General features: G+C 71.9%; 19 protein-coding genes and 1 tRNA gene. 10 read left to right on the forward strand and 10 right to left on the reverse strand.

What is annotated here, in order from left to right; all coding sequences use genetic code 11:
• Positions 1–33: 33 nt before the first annotated feature.
• The 3 genes from ADK60_RS32305 to ADK60_RS32315 form a co-directional block, all read right to left on the reverse strand.
• Complete coding sequence (locus ADK60_RS32305; RefSeq protein WP_053650534.1) at positions 34–765, reverse strand: NUDIX hydrolase; 732 nt, start codon at positions 763–765, stop codon at positions 34–36.
• 11 nt (positions 766–776) lie between these two features.
• Positions 777–1,652 carry an endonuclease III gene (nth, locus tag ADK60_RS32310; protein WP_053650535.1) on the reverse strand — a complete coding sequence of 292 codons (876 nt, stop codon included), beginning with the start codon at positions 1,650–1,652 and terminating at the stop codon, positions 777–779.
• Between the two features lie 145 nt (positions 1,653–1,797).
• Positions 1,798–2,637, reverse strand: a complete 840-nt coding sequence (locus tag ADK60_RS32315) for an isocitrate lyase/PEP mutase family protein (RefSeq protein WP_053650536.1) — start codon at positions 2,635–2,637, stop codon at positions 1,798–1,800.
• Positions 2,638–2,841: 204 nt separating this feature from the next.
• Here ADK60_RS32315 and ADK60_RS32320 point away from each other — a divergent pair, with 204 nt between their 5' ends.
• Both ADK60_RS32320 and ADK60_RS32325 read left to right on the forward strand, forming a co-directional pair.
• Positions 2,842–3,870, forward strand: a complete 1,029-nt coding sequence (locus tag ADK60_RS32320; RefSeq protein WP_053650537.1) for an ArsR/SmtB family transcription factor — start codon at positions 2,842–2,844, stop codon at positions 3,868–3,870.
• Between the two features lie 265 nt (positions 3,871–4,135).
• A complete protein-coding gene (locus ADK60_RS32325) occupies positions 4,136–4,810 on the forward strand; it encodes a Crp/Fnr family transcriptional regulator (RefSeq protein ID WP_030392646.1) in 675 nt (224 codons plus the stop codon).
• Between the two features lie 159 nt (positions 4,811–4,969).
• Here ADK60_RS32325 and ADK60_RS32330 read toward each other — a convergent pair whose 3' ends face one another.
• The 5 genes from ADK60_RS32330 to sp36 form a co-directional block, all read right to left on the reverse strand.
• Positions 4,970–5,797, reverse strand: coding sequence for an MBL fold metallo-hydrolase (locus tag ADK60_RS32330; RefSeq protein WP_053650538.1), 828 nt, complete (start codon positions 5,795–5,797; stop codon positions 4,970–4,972).
• Entirely contained in the window at positions 5,794–5,964 is a 171-nt protein-coding gene (locus ADK60_RS45250; RefSeq protein ID WP_159394196.1) for a hypothetical protein, read from the reverse strand. Before ADK60_RS45250 ends, ADK60_RS32330 begins: the two co-directional genes overlap by 4 nt.
• 108 nt (positions 5,965–6,072) lie before the next feature.
• Complete coding sequence (locus ADK60_RS32335; protein ID WP_234371388.1) at positions 6,073–6,951, reverse strand: NUDIX hydrolase; 879 nt, start codon at positions 6,949–6,951, stop codon at positions 6,073–6,075.
• A gap of 267 nt (positions 6,952–7,218) precedes the next feature.
• Positions 7,219–7,689, reverse strand: coding sequence for a RidA family protein (locus ADK60_RS32340; protein WP_030392643.1), 471 nt, complete (start codon positions 7,687–7,689; stop codon positions 7,219–7,221).
• The gene (gene sp36 / locus ADK60_RS45985) at positions 7,686–7,844 is read right to left on the reverse strand and encodes a Sp36 family protein (RefSeq protein ID WP_093860985.1); all 159 of its coding nucleotides are present in this window, start codon (positions 7,842–7,844) and stop codon (positions 7,686–7,688) included. The genes ADK60_RS32340 and sp36 overlap by 4 nt, the downstream gene beginning before the upstream one ends.
• A 200-nt stretch (positions 7,845–8,044) precedes the next feature.
• Between sp36 and bagA the strand changes: the two genes are divergently transcribed.
• Entirely contained in the window at positions 8,045–9,178 is a 1,134-nt protein-coding gene (gene bagA, locus ADK60_RS32345) for an ATPase BagA (protein ID WP_053650540.1), read from the forward strand.
• Positions 9,175–10,368, forward strand: a complete 1,194-nt coding sequence (gene bagB, locus ADK60_RS32350; RefSeq protein ID WP_045939783.1) for an ATPase BagB — start codon at positions 9,175–9,177, stop codon at positions 10,366–10,368. The genes bagA and bagB overlap by 4 nt, the downstream gene beginning before the upstream one ends.
• Before the next feature lie 200 nt (positions 10,369–10,568).
• Here bagB and ADK60_RS32355 read toward each other — a convergent pair whose 3' ends face one another.
• Positions 10,569–10,892 carry a WhiB family transcriptional regulator gene (locus ADK60_RS32355; RefSeq protein WP_037779213.1) on the reverse strand — a complete coding sequence of 108 codons (324 nt, stop codon included), beginning with the start codon at positions 10,890–10,892 and terminating at the stop codon, positions 10,569–10,571.
• A 522-nt stretch (positions 10,893–11,414) separates the two neighbouring features.
• On the opposite strand from ADK60_RS32355, the gene ADK60_RS32360 reads away from it, so the two are divergent.
• Positions 11,415–13,679, forward strand: coding sequence for a transglycosylase domain-containing protein (locus tag ADK60_RS32360; protein ID WP_053650541.1), 2,265 nt, complete (start codon positions 11,415–11,417; stop codon positions 13,677–13,679).
• A 152-nt stretch (positions 13,680–13,831) separates the two neighbouring features.
• Here ADK60_RS32360 and ADK60_RS32365 read toward each other — a convergent pair whose 3' ends face one another.
• The gene (locus ADK60_RS32365; RefSeq protein ID WP_053650542.1) at positions 13,832–14,287 is read right to left on the reverse strand and encodes a GatB/YqeY domain-containing protein; all 456 of its coding nucleotides are present in this window, start codon (positions 14,285–14,287) and stop codon (positions 13,832–13,834) included.
• A gap of 137 nt (positions 14,288–14,424) precedes the next feature.
• Between ADK60_RS32365 and ADK60_RS32370 the strand changes: the two genes are divergently transcribed.
• The 5 genes from ADK60_RS32370 (at position 14,425) to ADK60_RS32390 (ending at position 19,295) form a co-directional block, all read left to right on the forward strand.
• Positions 14,425–15,063: a CGNR zinc finger domain-containing protein gene (locus ADK60_RS32370; RefSeq protein ID WP_053650543.1), complete on the forward strand. Its 639-nt coding sequence runs from the start codon at positions 14,425–14,427 to the stop codon at positions 15,061–15,063.
• Between the two features lie 66 nt (positions 15,064–15,129).
• Entirely contained in the window at positions 15,130–16,074 is a 945-nt protein-coding gene (locus ADK60_RS32375) for a metallophosphoesterase (RefSeq protein ID WP_045939776.1), read from the forward strand.
• Between the two features lie 101 nt (positions 16,075–16,175).
• Positions 16,176–16,249: transfer RNA gene (locus ADK60_RS32380), tRNA-Pro, on the forward strand.
• 388 nt (positions 16,250–16,637) lie between these two features.
• Positions 16,638–17,546 (forward strand): YDG/SRA domain-containing protein, encoded by a 909-nt coding sequence (locus ADK60_RS32385; RefSeq protein WP_053650544.1) that lies wholly within the window; start codon positions 16,638–16,640, stop codon positions 17,544–17,546.
• Positions 17,547–17,903: 357 nt separating this feature from the next.
• A complete protein-coding gene (locus ADK60_RS32390; RefSeq protein WP_234371389.1) occupies positions 17,904–19,295 on the forward strand; it encodes a YDG/SRA domain-containing protein in 1,392 nt (463 codons plus the stop codon).
• Positions 19,296–19,414: the final 119 nt, after the last annotated feature.

Here is a 19,414-nt window from a genome sequence, read left to right on the forward strand (position 1 = left end):
GCGGGCGATGGTCGAATCCGCCCGCCGTCCGGTTCACCGCGACCCGGCGTCGCGGCCGAGCAGCGCCCGGGAACGCTCGCGGTCGCCCTGCACCAGCTCCAGCGCCTCGTCCGAGAGCTCGACGATCCGGCCGGCGTCCCACGGCCGCTCCAGCCCGCTGTGGTGCAGCACCCGGTCGATCACCCCGGCGGTGAAGCCCCAGACCAGCCGGCCGCCGACCGCGAAGGCCGGCCCCATGTGGCCGGACGGGTGCCGCAGCCTGGCCCGGTTCACCGGATCGGTCAGCTCCTCGATCGGCACCCGGAACACCGCGCCGGTCTCCCCCAGGTCCACCGGCCGGACCGGCGACTCCTCGCGCCACCAGCCGAGCACCGGCGTCACCACGAACCGGCTGACCGGGATGTACAGCGCGGGCAGCGTCGCGAACACCTGCACGCCGTCCGGGTCCAGGCCGGTCTCCTCCCAGGCCTCGCGCAGCGCCGCCGCCACCGGACCGGGCCCGGCCGGGTCGCCGTCCTCCGGGTCCAGCGCACCACCGGGGAAGGAGGGCTGGCCGGCGTGCGAGCGCAGCGAGCGGGCCCGTTCGATCAGCAGCAGGTCCGGGCCGGACGCGCCCTCGCCGAACAGCATCAGCACGGCGGCCGCGCGGCCGCCGTCGTCCGGCGGCAGGAAGCGGCTCAGCTGCTCGGGCAGCACCCGCTCCGCGGCGTCCCTGACCGGCTCCAGCCAGGTCGGCAGCCCGTCCCGCTCGACCCCCCGCACCATCCCCCGGTCGCTCACTCGGCCACCGCCAGGTCGGCGACCTCGCCGTGGTGCGCGGCGGCGTCCGCGCGGGCGCCGGCCTCGCCGGGGAAGTCCGCGGGCGGGCGCAGCCGCTGGCCCGGCTGTCCGCCCATCTCGTACTTGAGCAGCTTCTTCGCCTTCTCGGGATCGGTCTCGCCCTCGCCGTAGGAGGGGCAGAGCGGTGCGATCGGGCAGGCTCCGCAGGCGGGCTTCCGGGAGTGGCAGATCCGCCGGCCGTGGAAGACCACGCGGTGCGAGAGCATCGTCCACTCGGACTTCGGGAAGATCTCCGCGACCGCCGCCTCGACCTTCACCGGGTCCTCGTCGGTCGTCCACCCGAACCGGCGGGCGAGCCGGCCGAAGTGGGTGTCCACGGTGATCCCGGGGACGCCGAAGGCATTGCCGAGGACGACGTTGGCGGTCTTGCGGCCGACCCCGGGGAGGGTGACCAGGTCCGCCAGCCGGCCGGGGACCTCGCCGTCGAACTCGTCGCGCAGCGCGATCGAGAGGCCGATCAGGGACTTCGCCTTGTTCCGGAAGAACCCGGTCGGCCGGATGATCTCCTCCAGCTCCGCCGGGTTCGCCGCCGCCATGTCCTCCGGAGAGGGGTACTTGGCGAACAGCGCCGGCGTCGTCTGATTCACCCGCAGGTCGGTGGTCTGCGCCGACAGCACGGTGGCCACCAGCAGTTGGAACGGGTTGTCGAAGTCCAGCTCCGGGTGCGCGTACGGGTACAGCTCCGCCAGCTCCCGGTTGATCCTCCGGGCCCGCCGCACCATCGCCAACCGCGATTCGGGCTTGGGCACCCCGCCTGCCTTCCCCACCGGCTTCCCCGCAGACGCGGTCGTCCGGACCTTGCTCTCTGCCATGCGTGAAGGCTACGCCGGACGGCCGTGCTCCTGCGGCGGATCGGCCAGGACGGGACTGGAACGACGGGGAAGGGCGGGGAAGGGCGAGGACAGGACGGGGAAGGGCGAGGACGTGCCGGGGGCTGACGGGCCCGTCAGCCCCACGTCAGCCCCGGAAGAGCGCGTCGACGTCGCCGTAGCCGAGCGCGCCGACCGGCTCGGTCAGGGTGCCGGGGCCGAGCAGTTCGGCGGCCGCCCGACGGGCGGCGGTGTAGGCGAACTGGGTCAGCGCGGTGCCCACGCTGATCCGGCGCACCCCGGCGGCCGCGAGTTCGGCGACGCCCGGACCGCCGGCCACGGCCATCGCGTTGACCGGCAGCGGCGAGCGGGCGCAGAGCGCGGCCAGCGCGTCGAGGTCGAGCAGACCGGGGACGAAGAGGCCGTCCGCGCCCGCCGCCGCGTACGCCTCGGCGCGGACCAGCACATCGTCGAGCCCGCCCAGCCCGAACAGGAAGACGTCCGTCCGGGCGTTGACCAGCAGCTCCGGCAGGCCCGCCGCCTCCGCCGCCGACCGTGCGGCGCGCAGCCGTCCGGCCTGCTCGTCCACCGTGAACAGCGGGCCGCCGGGCGCCGCCGAGTCCTCCAGGTTGACCCCGGCCGCGCCCGCCCCCACCAGGGCCCGGACCGTCTCGGCGACATCGTCCGGCGTGGGCCCGTAGCCGCCCTCGGCGTCCACCGTGACCGGCAGGTCGACGGCGGCGGCGACCCGGCGGGCGGCCTCGACGGCCGTCGCGCGGTCGAGGCGCTGGCCGTCGCCCCGGCCCAGCGACCAGGAGACGCCGCCGCTGGTGGTGGCGATCGCGGCCGCGCCGGCCGAGGCGATCACGGCGGCGCTCCCGGCGTCCCAGGCGTTCGGCAGGACGAGCACGCCGTCCGCGACCAGCGCCCTCAGCCGCTCGGCCCGCGCGCGGAGGGTGGACGGCGGGAGCGGGGAGGAGGTGGACATTCGGGGTCACCGGCTTTCGGTTCGGAAGGGGTTCCGGAAGGGGTTCCGGGAGGGATCGTGGGAGAGGCGAGGGGTGTCGGGAGGAGCCCGGGCGGGAGTAGCGGTTGCGCGCCGTGGACATCCTGCGGCCGGTCGGCGGGTGCTCTCCAGTGATTAAGCTGAGGCTGAATCCTGGGCCGGAGCGGGAGAGTGGGCGGGGCACCGATGCGGACCGAACTCGCGTTCTCGACGGACGATCTGGCACGGACCAGGTTCGCCGTCTCCCCCATGTGGGAGGTGGTGACCAGCCTCCGGGTGCTGGCCCACCGGGCCGTCCCCGCCGTGCACCGGCCCTGGGCCGCCCAGGTCCGCCGGTCGGCGGAGGCCACCGGGCCCGCCGTACGGCGGCTGGCCGCGCTGGTCCCGGCCGCCGGGCACCTGCCGGACTTCCTCACCCCGGTCCCCGTCGGCGCCGCTCCCGCGCTCGCCGAGGAGCTGGCCGTGATCGCCGCGACCCCGCCCGACCGGGTGCGGGCCGATCTCGACATCCTGGCCGCCGAACGCGGCGGCCGGCTGCCTGCCGTCCTCGAACCCCTGCACCGCGACCCGGCCGGCCTGCTGCCCCTCCTGGTGGCCGACATCGAGGCGTACTGGGAGTTCGCGCTGCAACCGCACTGGACCCGGATCCGCGCGCTGCTGGACGCGGACGTGCTGCACCGGGCCCGGCAGGCCGCCGGGCGCGGCAGCGCCCAGGCCCTCGACGACCTCCACGAAACGGTCCGCTGGGACGGCGCCGCGCTGCGGCTGGAGCAGCGGCACTGCGCGGTCCAGCGGCTGGACGCCGGAGCCGGGCTGGTCCTGGTGCCCTCGGTGTTCGCCTGGCCCCGGGTGCTGACCCGGACGCTGCCGCCGGATCCGCCGCAGCTCGCCTACCCGGCGCGCGGCGTCGCCACCCTGTGGGAGTCCGGGCCGGTCGCCGACCCGGCCGAGGCGCTCGCCGCCGTCCTCGGGCGCTCCCGGGCCCGGCTGCTCGCCGAACTCGACGCGCCGGCCTCCACCACCGAGCTGGCCCGGCGGACCGGGCTCTCCACCGCCGGGACCTCCCAGCACCTCACCGCCCTGCGCGCGGCCGGGCTGACCAGCGCGCAGCGGGCCGGGCACGCCGTCCTGTACGCGCGCACCGCCGTCGCCGACGCCCTGCTCGCGGCGGACTCGGACGGCTGGGCGGCGGACGCGGACGGCCCGGCCGGGTGAGCCTCCGGCGCCCGCCGGACGGTTCCCCGGCCGGGCCCGGGCCGGTCCCGAACCGGTCCCGAACCGGTCCCCAGGCTGGTCCCCGAGCCGCCCGGGGCCGGGGGTCGGGGCGGTTCCGGCGGTACGAATGGCCCCGCGCAGCACACCTCGGCACACCCCCTCCTCATATGATCGGAGCGACATGCGCCATGCTTGGTGATGCAGAGCACTGTACGAACTTGTGCCGGAGGGCTTGACGGCCGGCCGGCCGAGAAGGAGGAAGCACGTGGACGACGTTCTGCGGCGCGCCGCACTCTTCGCGGCACTCGACGACGAACAGGCCGGCGAGCTGCGCGCTTCCATGACCGAGGTGACGCTCGCCCGCGGCGAGTCGCTGTTCCACGAGGGCGACCCCGGCGACCGGCTGTACGTCGTCGCCGAGGGCAAGGTCAAGCTGCACCGGGCCTCGCCGGACGGCCGCGAGAACATGCTCGCCGTCCTCGGCCCCAGCGAGATGATCGGCGAGCTGTCGCTGTTCGACCCGGGCCCGCGCACCGCCACCGCGAGCGCGCTGACCGAGGTCAAGCTGCTGGGCCTCGGCCACGGCGACCTCCAGCCCTGGCTGCACGCGCGCCCCGAGGTCTCGATCGCACTGCTGCGCGCCATCGCCCGCCGCCTGCGCCGGACCAACGACGTGATGTCCGACCTGGTCTTCTCCGATGTGCCCGGGCGCGTCGCCAAGGCGCTGCTGGACCTCTCCCGCCGCTTCGGCGTGCAGTCGGACGAGGGCATCCACGTCGCCCACGACCTCACCCAGGAGGAGCTGGCCCAGCTGGTCGGCGCCTCCCGCGAGACGGTCAACAAGGCGCTCGCCGACTTCGCCGGCCGCGGCTGGCTGAAGCTGGAGGCCCGCGCGGTCGTGCTGATGGACGTCGAGCGGCTCTCCCGCCGCTCGCGGTAGTCCGCGCTCCCCGAGCCCGTGCGAAGGGCCCGTACGCTCCGGCGTACGGGCCCTTCGCCGGTACTGCGCGGGTCCGACCGGTCCTGCGCGGGTCCTGCGGGTCCGGTCCGGCGGGCGGCAGTCCGGTCCGACGTCCGGCGCCCGACGTCCGGCGCCCGGTCAGTCCGGGATGAGCCCGTGGTCCCTGAGGTACTGGAGCTGCGCGAGGACCGACAGCTCGGCCGCCGGCCACAGCGCGCGGTCCACGTCCGCGTAGACCCGTGCCACCACCTCGGCCGCCGTCCGGCAGCCGGCCTCGACGGCGGTCTCGACCTGGGCCAGCCGGCCGGCCCGGTGGGCCAGGTAGTAGTCCACCGCGCCGAGCGCGTCCGCGAGCACCGGCCCGTGCCCCGGCAGCACCGTCCGGACGCCGTGCTCGGCGGCCATGCCGTGCAGGTGCCGCAGCGAGTCCAGGTAGTCGCCGAGCCTGCCGTCCGGGTGGGCGACCATCGTGGTGCCCCGCCCGAGGACGGTGTCGCCGGTGAGGATCGCGCCATCGGCGGGCAGGTGGAAGGTGAGCGAGTCCGAGGTGTGGCCGGGGGTGCCGATCACCCGCAGGTCGAGGCCGCCGACGTCCAGGCGCTGCCCGTCCGTGAGCCCCTCCGAACCGAGCCGGTGCGCCGGGTCCAGCGCGCGGACCTCACTGCCGGTCAGTTCGGCGAACCGGGCCGCTCCCTCGGAGTGGTCGGCGTGCCCGTGGGTGAGCAGGGTGAGCACCACACGCTTGCCCCGCTGCTCGGCGGTCTCGATCACCCGGCGCAGGTGGCCCTCGTGCAGCGGGCCCGGGTCGATCACCACCGCGAGGTCCGAGCCCGGCTCGGAGAGCAGCCAGGTGTTGGTGCCGTCCAGCGTCATCGGGGACGGGTTCGGCGCCAGCACGCAGAGCGCACGGGAGGTGGCCTCGCCGCCGATCCCGGCGGCGGGGTCGCCCGGCAGGAGTCCGCTCACCGGCGGTCCTCGGTGACGCGGTGCAGCGCCCGGAGCGGCAGCGAGCGGGTGAGGGCGCGCTGGGCCATCTCGGTGAAGCTGACGGAGTCGCAGGCCGGGCGGCGCGGGATCAGGCGGCGGGCGGGCATCTCGGGTGCCGTCCGGCGAGCCACATCGTTGTGGGTCATCGGGCGTCGGTCCTTTCTCGTACGGATCACTCGGGGCGGATCAGGATTACTCGGGGGCGGAGCAGGGGCGGAACGGGAACAGGCGGGGCGGGAACGGCCGGGTCGCGGTCAGCCGACGCGTTCCTCGGGGAACGTACCGTCGATCGTCAGTTCGTCGTACCCCGGCCAGCGGACGGTCAGACGCTCCCCGCGCACCTCGGCCCGACCGAGCACCGGCTCCAGCGAACGGTCCGCCGCCGCCCCCAGCGCCTCGGCGGCGCTGCGCACCGGCCGCAGCTCGCGCAGCACGGTGACGGTCGGCGGCAGCATCCCGAACCGGCCCTCCTCGTAGCCTCGGACGGCCTCGTCCGGGGTGAGCCAGGCGACCCGGTCCGCCTCGCCGACCTCGCGGGCGGCACGCTGCCCGGTCGGCAGGGCGGCGATGAAGAACCAGGTGTCGTACCGGCGCTCCTCGAAGGCCGGGGTGATCCACCGGGCCCAGCCGCCCAGCAGGTCGCTGCGGAGCAGCAGCCCGTGGTCGCGCAGGAAGTCGGCGAAGGAGAGCTCGTGGGCCTCCAGGGCGGCGCGCTCGGCGGTCCAGTCCCGGGGCTCGGCGACGCTGTCGGCGTCCGGACCGGCCAGCAGGACGCCGGCCTCCTCGAAGGTCTCGCGGACGGCGGCGCAGACCACGGCCTGCGCGGTCCGGGCGTCCACGCCGAGCCGTTCGGCCCACTCCTGCGGGCCGGGACCGGCCCAGCCGAGCTCGGCCTCCGCGTCCCGCGGGTCGACCCCGCCGCCCGGGTAGGCGTACATCCCGGCCGCGAACGCCATCGACGTCCGCCGCCGCAGCAGGTACGCCTCCGGGCCGGCGTCCGTGCCGGTGTCCCGGAGCAGCACCACGGTGGCGGACTGCCTGGGCACGGGCGGGGTCAGCTCTCCGGCGTCGGCCGCCCTGATCCGGGCGGGCCAGCCGGGGGGCATCGGGAGCGTCGTTGCTCGCTGGTCCATGCCCGGATGCTAAGCGCCCGGGGGCGGGCTTGGACAGGGGTGATCCGTTGTGCGGACCGTCCCCGACGGACTGTCTCCGACGGACCGTCCCTTCGCGGGCCGGGGCGTCCTCGCCCGGACACACGTCCGCCCCGGACTCCGTGCGGGTCCGGGGCGGGCGGGGCGTTGAGGGTGTCCCGCGTTGAGGGTGTCCGGCGCGAGGGTGTCCGGCGCGCTCGAGGGTGTCGAGCACGTTGAGAGTGTCCGGCCGCGGGTGCGGTCGGTCGGTCAGGCTCCGGCGCGGACGCGGACCTGGATCTCGACCTCGACCGGGGCGTCCAGCGGCAGCACGGTGACGCCCACCGCGCTGCGGGCGTGCACGCCCGCGTCGCCGAGCACCTTGCCGAGCAGCTCGCTCGTGCCGTTGATCACGCCCGGCTGGCCGGTGAAGTCGGGGGCGGAGGCGACGAAGCCGACGACCTTGACGACCTGCTCGACCAGGTCGAGGTCACCGATCACCGACTTGACCGCGGCCAGGGCGTTCAGCGCGCAGATCTGCGCGAGCTCCTTGGCCTCCTCCGGGGTGACCTCGGCGCCGACCTTGCCGGTGCTCGGGAGCTTGCCCGCCACCATCGGCAGCTGGCCGGAGGTGAAGACGAAGTCACCGGTACGCAGCGCGGGCACGTAGGCGGCGACCGGGGCGGCCACCGGCGGCAGGGTCAGACCCAGTTCGGCCAGCTTCTCCTCGACCTTGCTCATGCCTGCTTCTCCCGCTTGAAGTAGGCCACCAGCTGCTCCGGGTTCGGACCCGGTACGACCTGGACGAGCTCCCAGCCGTCGTGGCCGAAGTTGTCCAGGATCTGCTTGGTGGCGTGCACCAGCAGAGGTGCCGTCATGTATTCCCACTTGGTCATGGCCAGACTCTAGACGTTCCGTCCCGGCGATCGGCCCCGGTCCGCGTCCGGGCGCGCTCATGCGTGTGAGGTGGCCCACAAAGCGGGCATGATTCGGGTCCGGCGCCCCGGGTAGTCCCGGCATCCGGTGCGGTCCCTGGTTACCCTCGCGGGAGGGCACCTGCGTGGTGCCGGCCCTCGGAGACGGACGGAGACGGAGCGTGGCACGCACCCCCGGCCAGGCGGCCCGGCGCGATCCCGACTGGGAGGGCGTACGGCTGCACGTGGTCAGCGGCAAGGGCGGGACCGGGAAGACCACCGTGGCTGCGGCGCTGGCACTGGCGCTCGCCGCGGAGGGACGCCGGACCCTGCTGATCGAGGTGGAGGGCCGGCAGGGCATCGCCGAGCTGTTCGGCATAGCGGCACTCCCCTACGAGGAGCGCCGGATCGCCACGGTCACCCCGGCCCAGCTGGGCCTGCCGGCGAGCGGCGCGGCGAGCGGATCGGCAGGCAATTCGGGGAGCGGCTCAGTGGGCGGCGCGGCCGGCGGCTCGCCGAGCGGTGAGCTGCACGCGCTCGCCATCGACACCGAGCAGGCCCTGCTCGAATACCTCGACATGTTCTACAAGCTCGGCCGGGCCGGGAAGGCGCTGCAGAAGGTCGGGTTCGTCGACTTCGCGACCACCATCGCCCCCGGCGTCCGGGACGTGCTGCTGACCGGCAAGGCCTGCGAGGCGGCCCGCCGCAAGGGCCCGGACGGACGGCGGACCTATGACGCGGTCGTGATGGACGCACCGCCGACCGGGCGGATCACCCGGTTCCTGAACGTCAACTCCGAGGTGGCCGGGCTGGCCCGGATAGGGCCGATCCACAGCCAGGCGCAGGCCGTGATGCGAGTGCTGAAGTCGCCGGAGACCGCCGTGCACCTGGTCACCCTGCTGGAGGAGATGCCGGTCCAGGAGACCGTCGACGGCATCGCCGAGCTGCGCGAGGCCGGTCTGCCGGTGGGCGGGGTGCTGGTCAACATGGTCCGGCCGCCGCTGCTGGACGCGGCCGCGGTGGCCGCGGTCGACGGCGACCACCGCGAGGAGGTCGCGCTGGCCCTCGGCGAGGCGGGCCTCGGGGGCCGCTCGCGCAAGCCGGAGACCGTCCGGGCGGCGGTCGAACCGCTGCTCGATCCACTGCTGGCACAGGCCAGGGAGCACGCCGAGCGGGTGGAACTGGAGCGCGCCCGGCGCGCCGATCTGCAGCACCTGAAGCTCCCGACGTACGAACTTCCACTGCTGGGCGAGGGTGTGGACCTCGGCACGCTCTACCGGCTGGCGGGCGAACTGAAGCGTCAGGGGGCAGCGTGAGCGGGCGGACCGGCACCACCGGACAGGACGGCGCGGGCGTCGGCGGCAGCCGGCTCGCCGTGGATGAGCTGATCGACAACCCGAAGACCCGGATCATCGTCTGCTGCGGCTCCGGCGGCGTCGGCAAGACCACCACCGCGGCGGCGATCGGCCTGCGGGCCGCCGAGCGCGGCCGCAAGGTCGTCGTCCTGACCATCGACCCGGCCCGGCGACTGGCGCAGTCGATGGGTCTGACCGAGCTCGACAACACCCCGCGGATCGTCAAGGGCGTGACCGGCGACGGCGAGCTGCAGGCCATGATGCTCGACATGAAGCGGACCTTCGACGAGGTCGTGCTGGCCCACGCCGACCCCGAGCGGGCTCGCGCGATCATGGAGAACCCCTTCTACCAGTCCCTGTCGGCCGGCTTCGCGGGCACGCAGGAGTACATGGCGATGGAGAAGCTCGGCCAGCTGCGGGCGGCCGAGGAGTGGGACCTCATCGTCGTCGACACCCCGCCGTCCCGGTCCGCGCTGGACTTCCTGGACGCTCCGAACCGGCTCGGGTCCTTCCTCGACGGCAAGGTGATCCGGATCCTGACCGCGCCGGCCAAGGTCGGCGGGCGGTCCGCGATGAAGTTCCTGAACGCCGGGATGGGCCTGCTCACCGGCACCCTCGGGAAGATCTTCGGCGCCCAGCTGCTGACGGACGTCCAGACCTTCGTCAGCGCGACCGACTCGATGTTCGGCGGCTTCCGGGAGCGGGCGGACCGCACCTACCAGCTGCTCCAGGCGCCGGGCACGGCGTTCCTGGTGGTGGCCGCCCCGGAGCGGGACGCGCTGCGCGAGGCGGCGTACTTCGTGGACCGGCTGGCCGCCGACCGGATGCCGCTGGCCGGGCTGGTGCTCAACCGGGTGCACGGGACCGGCGCCCCGCAGCTCACCGCCGAGCGGGCGCTGGCCGCGGCCGAGGCACTGGAGGAGAACGGTTCCGAGCAGGTCTCGCCGGACGCCGAGCTGCTGGCGGCCGGGCTGCTGCGGCTGCACGCCGAGCGGATGCAGGTGATGGTGCGCGAGCGGCGGACCCGTGACCGCTTCGTCTCGGTGTACCCGGACGTGCCGATCATCGAGGTGGCCGCGCTGCCCGGGGACGTCCATGACCTGGAAGGACTGCGGACCATCGGCGAGCGGCTCAGCGGATCCACGGACTGACACCAGGCGGCTCGGCGGACCGAACCCGTCCGGCCGGACCCACGAGCGGGTCCGGTCCAGGTCGTCGCGCTGGTCCGGGCTGTCGACCCGGACCTCCGGACCCGAGCCCCCCGACCCGGGACGTGCGCCCCAACTGTGCTCCGTAGCTCTGTGATCCGTAGCTCTGTGATCCGCACGGCCGAAGCCCGTACGGCGGTGACTCAGCCCGCCTGGGCGTAGTCCGTCAGTATCACGCCGGTGGCCAGCGAAGTCTCGTACTCGGTGCGGGCCGTCTCCAGCAGCCGCCGCCACGAGATCACGGTCGGCCGACGGCGCAGCAGCGCCCGGCGCTCGCGCTCGGTCATCCCGCCCCAGACCCCGAACTCCACCCGGTTGTCCAGCGCGTCGGCCAGGCACTCCGTGCGCACGGGGCACCCGCTGCACACCGCCTTGGCGCGATTCTGCGCCGCCCCCTGGACGAACAGTTCGTCCGGATCACTCGTGCGGCAGGCGGCCTGCGCACTCCAGTCGTCTACCCAGCCCATGCCGGCGCCGTCCTCTCCCGAATCGAGGCTCCCCCACGGCGGCAACGGCATATTCACCGTTGCCAGTTGAGGACGTTACGGAAGAACGACAGCTTGCAACAGCCCCTTCGGGCTCAATCTCGAATGACCCAATTGGACTATGGGTGGCGATCAGCTCACTCGTTGGAGTGATCGCAGGTCGCAAGCATTGCCAGGGCCGCGTTCACCACTCTCGCCACGCGGGCCGTCACACAGTGCTACCGGACACAGGGGTGCAGCCGCCAACAGCTGCCTCAAAAACGCCCCAAAGGTAGACAATTCGGTCAATTCTCATCACTCACAAGAGTGATCGATGCTGACGCAGCGAAGCTGTCGCAAGCTTGTGACAAGCCTAGGCGAACACCTGCCCCGGTGTGCGGCATTCGGCAACGTAGGGTTCTCCCCATGGCACCGAAGCGCCCCCAGGCACCCCAGCCCCCAGGCAACACCGGAGCTCCGCGCGGCAAGCGCCGCGGGTCACCGCTCGACTATGCGGGACACGGAGTGAAGTTCCTGGGGGTCAGCGTGCTGTCCGGAGTACTGCTGGCGGGCATGGCCCTGCCCGCCGTCGGCGCGCTCGGCCTGACCGCCAAGAACACGGCGGAGGGCTTCTCCAACATCCCGGACGACTTCAAGACGCCGCCGCTCACCCAGGCGACCCAGATCTTCGACGCCAAGGGCGGGCTGATCGCCAAGGTCTACGAGCGCGACCGCACCGTCCTCACCGCCGACCAGATGTCCCCCTACATGCGGCAGGCGCAGGTCGACATCGAGGACGCCCGCTTCTACGACCACGGCGCCGTCGACCTCAAGGGCGTGCTCCGCGCAATCAGCAAGAACGCGGAGAGCGGCACCGCATCCCAGGGCGCCTCGACGCTGACCCAGCAGTACGTGAAGAACGTCAACGTCGAGAAGGCCGGCGACGACCAGGCCGCCGTCCTGGAGGCCCAGCGCAAGACCCTGGGCCGCAAGATCCAGGAGCTGAAGGTCGCGATCAAGCTGGAGGAGGATCTGACCAAGGACCAGATCCTCACCAACTACCTGAACATCACCTTCTACGGTCACCAGGCGTACGGGATCGAGGCCGCCTCCCAGCGGTACTTCAGCAAGAGCAACAAGGACCTCACCATCGCCGAGGCCGCCACCCTGGCCGGCCTGGTGCAGAACCCGTCGCAGTACGACCCGGTGCGCTTCCCGGACAACGCGGTGAAGCGGCGCAACACCGTGATCGACAAGATGGTCGAGAACAAGCACGTCACCGCGGACCAGGCCAAGGAGGCCAAGGCCGCCCCGCTGGGCCTGAAGTACAAGGACCCGCAGAACGGCTGCATCACCGCCCAGGCGGGCATGGGCTTCTTCTGCGACTACGTCCGGCACGTGGTCAAGCAGGACCCGGCCTTCGGCAAGAACGCCGCCGAGCGGAAGAAGTTCTGGGACCAGGGCGGCCTGAACATCTACACCACCCTCGACCCGGACAAGCAGGCCGCCGCCCAGGCCGCGGTCACCGGCAAGGTCAAGGTCACCGACCCGGTGTCGGCCGCCGCGACCATGATGGAGCCGGGTACCGGCAAGATCCTGGCGATGGCCCAGACCCGCCCGTACGGCCTGGAGCCGTCCAAGAACCAGACCGTCGTCAACCTCAACGTCGACGCGGCGATGGGCGGCGGCAACGGCTTCCAGCCCGGCTCCACCTTCAAGCCGATCATCGCCGCGGCCGCGCTCGAGAACGGGATGGCGCCCACCAAGCCGTACCCGTCCGAGAACCGCATCGAGTGGCCGACGATGAAGACCTGCGAAGGCACCTGGAAGAACACCTACAAGGGCAACGAGCGCTACGTCCCGAACGAGAGCAAGAGCGAGGTCGGCCCCTACGAGCTGAAGCAGGCGATGGCCCTCTCGGTCAACACCTACTTCGTTCAGATGGAGCAGGACATGGGGCTCTGCCCCGTCAAGCAGATGCTCGACAAGCTCAACATCACCACCACCGCCTCCGGCGCCAAGCTGGAGGTCGTGCCCTCGATCACCCTGGGCACCAAGGAGATGTCGCCGCTGACCATGGCGAACGTCTACGCGACCTTCGCCGCCCGCGGCAAGCACTGCACGCCGATCGCGATCAACAAGATCACCACGGTCGACGGCAAGGACGTCAAGGTCCCGCAGACCGCCTGCACCCAGGCCTTCTCCGAGCAGACCGCCGACGCGCTGAACACCGTCCTGCTCAACGTGACCGAGAAGGGCACCGGCGCCACCCTCGGTCTGGAGGACGGCCGCCAGATCGCCGGCAAGACCGGTACCACCGACAAGAAGAAGGCCGCCTGGTTCAGCGGCTACACCCCGCAGCTCGCCACCGCGGTCTGGATCGGCGGCCCCACCGGCGGCGTCGAGATGAAGAACATGAAGATCGGCGACACCTACTACGGTGCCGACGGCGTCTTCGGTGCCACCGGCCCCGGCCCGATCTGGAAGATGGCCATGGACGGCGCGCTGAAGGGCTCCCCGAAGGAGACCTTCCAGACCATCGACATCCCGGACCCGGCCCCCAAGCCGGACCCGAACGCCACCCCGGGTGCGACCCCCCCGGCCGCGCCCGCCCCGGGCGCCGACCCGAACGCGGGCGGCAACCCGCCGCCCCCCGCCGCGGGCAACCCCGGCGCTCCCGGCACCAACGCCGGCGGCCTGATCGGCGGCGGGTTCACCTTCCCGCCGGGGGTCATCGGCGGGAACGGCGGCGACGGCGGGAACGGCGGGAACGGGCGCGGCCACCACTGAGCGGCCACTGAGCCGCCACTGAGCGGACGTCCTGCAGGGCCTCCGGCAGGACGAAGCAGAGGGGCGCCCCCCGAGCATCTCGCTCGGGGGGCGCCCCTTTGCCTTGTCCTCTGTCTTGTCCTTCTACCTTGCCGGTCCGCTCCGCGGAGCGATCAGCCGGCGAGGGCGGACTTCACCGCGGCGGCCACCCGGCCACCCTCGGCCAGGCCGTCGACCTTCGGCCGCACCAGCTTCATCACGGCGCCCATGCCCTGCGGACCGACCGCGCCGCTCTCGGCGACGGCGGCGGCCACGATGGCCGTCAACTCGTCGTCGGACAGCTGCTTCGGCAGGTAACCGGCCAGCACCTCGCCCTCGGCCACCTCACGGGCGGCCTGCTCGGCCCGGCCGGCGCTGTCGAACGCCTCCGCGGCCTCCCGGCGCTTCTTCGCCTCCCGGCCGATCACCTTGAGCACCTCGGCGTCGGAGAGCTCGCGCTTCGTCTTCCCCGCCACCTCCTCGCTGGTGACGGCCGCCAGCGTGAGCCGGATGGTGGACGAGCGCAGCTCGTCCCGGTCCCTGATGGCAGCCGTCAGGTCCTGGTGCAGCTGCTCCTTGAGCGTCGTCATGGCCCCGAGTCTCCCACCTGCCACGTTCCGATGCCCACCATTAACTCCACCCACCTGCTCTCCCTCCCCGCTCCCCTTCTCCGCTCCCCTTCTCCCGCGCCCTTCCCCAGTCATCGATAACCTCTTAAAGTGGTTACATGATGGACGAGCGAAGCCCCGGCCTGGTCCTGCACTCCCCCGGCGGAACGCGCTTCCACTTCGACCCCGGCACGCTCTGCCTGGAACTGCTGCCCACCGGCGGCCCCGGTCCCTACGCCCGGTACGAGATCCTGCACCGGCCGTCCGACCTGCTGGAGTGGCTCGGACAGTCCCGGCTCGGACTGCCACCCGGCACCGTCCGAATCAGCGACGACCAACTGGCCGCCGTCCGCACCCTGCGGGACGCCCTCTGGCGCCTCACCGCGGCCCGCGCGAGCGGCGACCGCACCAACGCCGACCGCACCAACGCCGACCCCGCCGATCCCGCCGACCACGCGGTGCTCAACCGGGCCGCCGCCCGACCGCCGCTCGCCCCGCAGATCGCCCCCGACGGCACCGCGGCGCCGCCCCTGCCCGGCGACGGCGACCAGCTCGCCTCCACCATCGCCCGCGACGCCATCGCCCTGTTCACCGGCCCGCACGCGGACCGGATCCGCGAGTGCGGCGCCGACGACTGCCAGCTGCTCTTCGTCGACACCTCACGGCCGGGCCGACGCCGCTGGTGCTCGATGGAGCGCTGCGGCAACCGCCACAAGGTCCGGGCCCTGCGCGCCCGGCGAGAACAACCCGAGGAGTGACCGGACGTGTCCCCGGGCGCACCCCGACAGTTCACCTGCTGATCCGCCGTCTGAGAGCATGGACCGATGCGACCGCTGTACTCCGTTCCCCTCGGAATCGCCGCCACCGGCGCCGCCTGCCTCGCCTACTCCGTTGGGTACGAGGTCCGTTCCTTCCGCCTCCGCCGGGTCGAGGTCCCGGTCCTCCCCCGAGGCGCCCGCCCCATCCGGGTACTGCAGGTCTCCGACATCCACATGGTGAGCGGCCAGGGCAGGAAGCAGCGCTGGCTGCAGAGCCTCGCCGGCCTGCGGCCCGACCTGGTGGTCAACACCGGCGACAACCTCTCCGACCCGGAGGGCGTCCCCGCCACCCTGGACGCGCTCGGCCCGCTGATGGACTTCCCCGGCGTCTACGTCTTCGGGTCCAACGACTACTACGGCCCCGCCCGCAAGAACCCGGCCCGCTACCTCCAGGCGATGCGCACCGGCAGCCACGGCATGAACAACGCCGACGGCAGCGCCCGCCGCGGCATCACCGGCGCCGTCCACAACCCCTGGGAGAAGCTGCGCGACGCCTTCGACGCCGCCGGCTGGCTCGACCTCACCAACACCCGGGGCCGCCTCACCGTCGCCGGTCTCGACCTGGAGTTCACCGGCCTGGACGATCCGCACATCCGGCGCGACCGCTACAGCGAGGTCGCCGGCGGCCCCTCCCCCGACGCCGACCTCTCCCTCGCCGTGGTGCACGCCCCGTACCTGCGGGTCCTCGACGCCTTCACCGCCGACCGCTACCCGCTGATCCTGGCCGGCCACACCCACGGCGGCCAGCTCTGCGTCCCCTTCTACGGCGCCCTGGTCACCAACTGCGACCTCGACGCCAAGCGGGTCAAGGGCCTCTCCACCCACCAGGCCGGCGGCCGCCGCTCCTACCTCCACGTCTCGGCCGGCTGCGGCACCAACCGCTACACCCCCGTCCGCTTCGCCTGCCCCCCTGAAGCCACCCTCCTCACCCTCACCCCGACCCCCCACTGACCCACCCGCCCCGCTCGCCGAGAAACCGGATTTCGTCTCTCGGCGAGCGTCCGGTAGAGTTCTACTCGTCGCGAAGGAGACGGAGCGACAAACAGAAAGACCGGGGTGTGGCGCAGCTTGGTAGCGCGCTTCGTTCGGGACGAAGAGGCCGTGGGTTCAAATCCCGCCACCCCGACCCAGTCCAGAGGGCCTATCGGAGAGATCCGATAGGCCCTCTGGCGTTTTGCGTGCCCAACTGAGTGACCAAGCCTCAGGACCCCGGAGAACAGGTCGTCCATGACCGTTGCCCCGGTCAGGATCACCGGGCGGATCTGGTGGCGGTAGACCTAGACCTCTTCGGTGACTGCCCTACTGGAGTGGCCGGCCAAGCGAGTCTTCCAAGGGCACTCCACTGTCCGAGGGCAGGCACATGAAGCTGTGGCGCGGCTCACGCGGAGTCCGGTCGGCGGCGTGGGGGACTGCCCGAGTCTTGGCTCTGGTGGCCGGCCGGCGAACGACGGCCCCCCTCCGTGCGCGGATTAAATCGCCGGCAGCTTGTCATCACGCTGTGCGAGGCTGCACGCATGATTGGCGAGCCGCCCGACGCTTACGTCGGCCAGGAGTTCAGCACCCGCCGTTTGGCCCACAAGGCGGGAGTGCACCGTCCGCTACAGGCCGGCATCTGCGGCACGAAGGCGACCGGCGCCGAGTCGATCGTCCTCTCCGGTGGCTACAAGGACGACGAGGACTACGGAGACGTAGTTGTCTACACCGGCCACGGTGGACAGGACTCGTCGAAGAACCAGGTTGCCGACCAAACCCTGGACGACCCCGGGAACGCTGCCCTGGTCACCAGCTACCTTGAAGGGCTTCTCGTCCGAGTGCTGCGCGGGGCGCACAAGGACTCCAAGTACGCACCCAAGTCGGGTTACCGGTACGACGGACTGTTCCGTGTCGCGGGGTACGGCAGCAAGCTCGGCATCGACGATCGCTTGATCTGGCAGTTCCGCCTGGAAGCCTGTGAGGGCACGCCGATCCCCGCTCCTGTGGAAGGGGCAGGTCTGCCCGCAGCCGACGAACTCCCCTTCGACGGCGACTCCGACCAGCCCGCCGCTGGAAACGAAACACCCGACCGGACAACCACCACAGTGCAGCGCATCGTCCGCAGCAGCGCTGTGAAGCGACAGGTCAAGGCCTGGCACGACAACCGGTGCCAGGTTTGCGCGTTGCGCATCGAGGTCCCCGGCGGCAGCTACAGCGAGGGCGCCCACATCCAAGCGCTTGGCAGTCCCCACAACGGACCCGACATCGCCGCGAACGTTCTCTGCCTCTGCCCGAACTGCCACGTCATGCTTGACGCAGGCGCCATCGTTTTGAGTGACGACCTCATCGTCATCAAGGGAGGCACCGAAATGGGGCCCCTCCGCACCCACCCCCAGCACAAGATCGACCTCAATTGTGTGCGCCAGCACCGCGAGCGCTGGCGCCAGTGAGGAGTTCCGATCGGCTGAGCAGTGCCGGACCGGCTGAGTGTCCAACTGTGCTGCCAAGAGTGCGTACTTCGGCGGACGGCCACGGGCGCTCCGGGACTGTTCAGACAGGTCGGCACTGCTGATCAATCACGTCGGACGGGCTCCCAGGTTGCTTCGGGACGAAGAGGCCGTGGGTTCACATCCAGCCGTCCCGCCCCCGCCCGGAGGGCCTGTCGGAGCGACCGACAGGCCCTCCGGCGTTCTGAGTGCCAAACCCGGGTGACCGATCCTCAAGCTTCTGAGCCAACAGGTCACCCACGGCCTGCAATCATCTAATCCTTTCATCACGCGATGATCGTCTACTGACAGGAGAGTCCCATGGCGCCGGCACGTCCCAGTGACCAGTTCTGCGCTGCGATAGATGCCCTCCGTGTCGATCGATCCTCCGGCAAGCCGGCACTTCACCAGCCGATCACGCTGCTGTGGGCCGTCGCGCGGGCGGCCACCGGCCAGCCTCGATTGGCGGCCTGGAGCGAGGTGCAGGGTGAGCTCCACCGGTTGCTGAAGCGCTATGGACGCCCCGGTTCGGACCCCTCGCCGGAGTACCCGTTCGTTGCGTTGAGTCGATCGAGCCTCTGGGAGCTCAATGACGTTGACGGCAGCGTCCCGGCTGCTCGTGGCTCACAGGTGAAGAACTGGCTGCTGGAACAGAATCCGCAGGGTGGCCTCACCGAGGCATTCCACACCCTCATGGCGACCGACGCCCTCGCGCGGCAGCAGGTCGTCGACAGGTTGACGGATCGTTTCTTCGAATCCTCCAAGCCTGAGGAACTCCTGCAGCAGATCCACAGGGCCGCCGCTGTCTTCGACGGCTTCGGAGCAGTGCCCGGCGTCAGTGACGGCCAGACCTTCCCGAATCGGAAGGAGCTCGCCAAGGCAGGGGTCCACCGGCCACTTCAGGCGGGAATCTGCGGCAGGAAGGACAGCGGGGCGGAGTCCATAGTCGTTTCCGGCGGCTACGAGGACGACGAGGACTACGGCGACGTCCTCATCTATACCGGGCAGGGCGGCCGCGACCCCGGTTCCGGTCAGCAGGTCCGCGACCAGAAGCTCACTCTGGGCAATGCTGCCCTGGTCACCAGTCTCGCCACTGGCGCGCCGGTGCGCGTCATTCGCGCGGAGAAGGAGCGGAAAAGCAGCTCGTCGGCAAGGCACTACCGCTACGACGGGCTCTTCCGGGTCGAGGACTACTGGTCCGAACAGGGGCGTTCCGGATACCTCGTCTGGCGCTTCCGACTTGTTCAGCTCACCGGCACCGCGACGCCGACCCGATCCGCCGCGACACTCGACAAGCCCTCCGGCAACAAGACTCCGTCACGCGTGGAGGCCATGGCCCAGCGCATTGTCCGGAGCACCGCCGTGGCGAACTACGTCAAGAAGGTGCACGACTTCCACTGCCAGGTGTGCGGAACGCGTCTCACCGCCCCGACCTATCCCTACGCAGAGGCCGCTCACATTCGGGGGCTCGGTCGCCCGCACCACGGACCTGACGTCGCCGACAACGTGCTCTGCCTCTGCCCCAACCATCACACCCTCTTCGACTTCGGCATGTTGATCATCGATGACGATCTGACCGTCACCGACCGTTCTTCGGGAACGGTCATCGGACAGTTGCGCGAAGCTCCCGGCCACCAGGTCGATCGGGAGCATCTCGCGTATCACCGGGAGCACTACTCGGGACTGGGCTGGCACGGGCTCGGCGACGCATAGGAATTCCACGGTCAGCCGCTGCACGAGGTGTGGGCCGAGCGGTTCCGGGGCGGGTTGCGGGTCGGGTTCGTGGAGGGTGGTGGAGGGGTGGGGGCGGTCTGGTGGGGGTGGGGGGGGTG

This window comes from Streptomyces sp. XY431, from assembly GCF_001279805.1.
Taxonomy (GTDB): Bacteria; Actinomycetota; Actinomycetes; order Streptomycetales; family Streptomycetaceae; genus Kitasatospora; species Kitasatospora purpeofusca.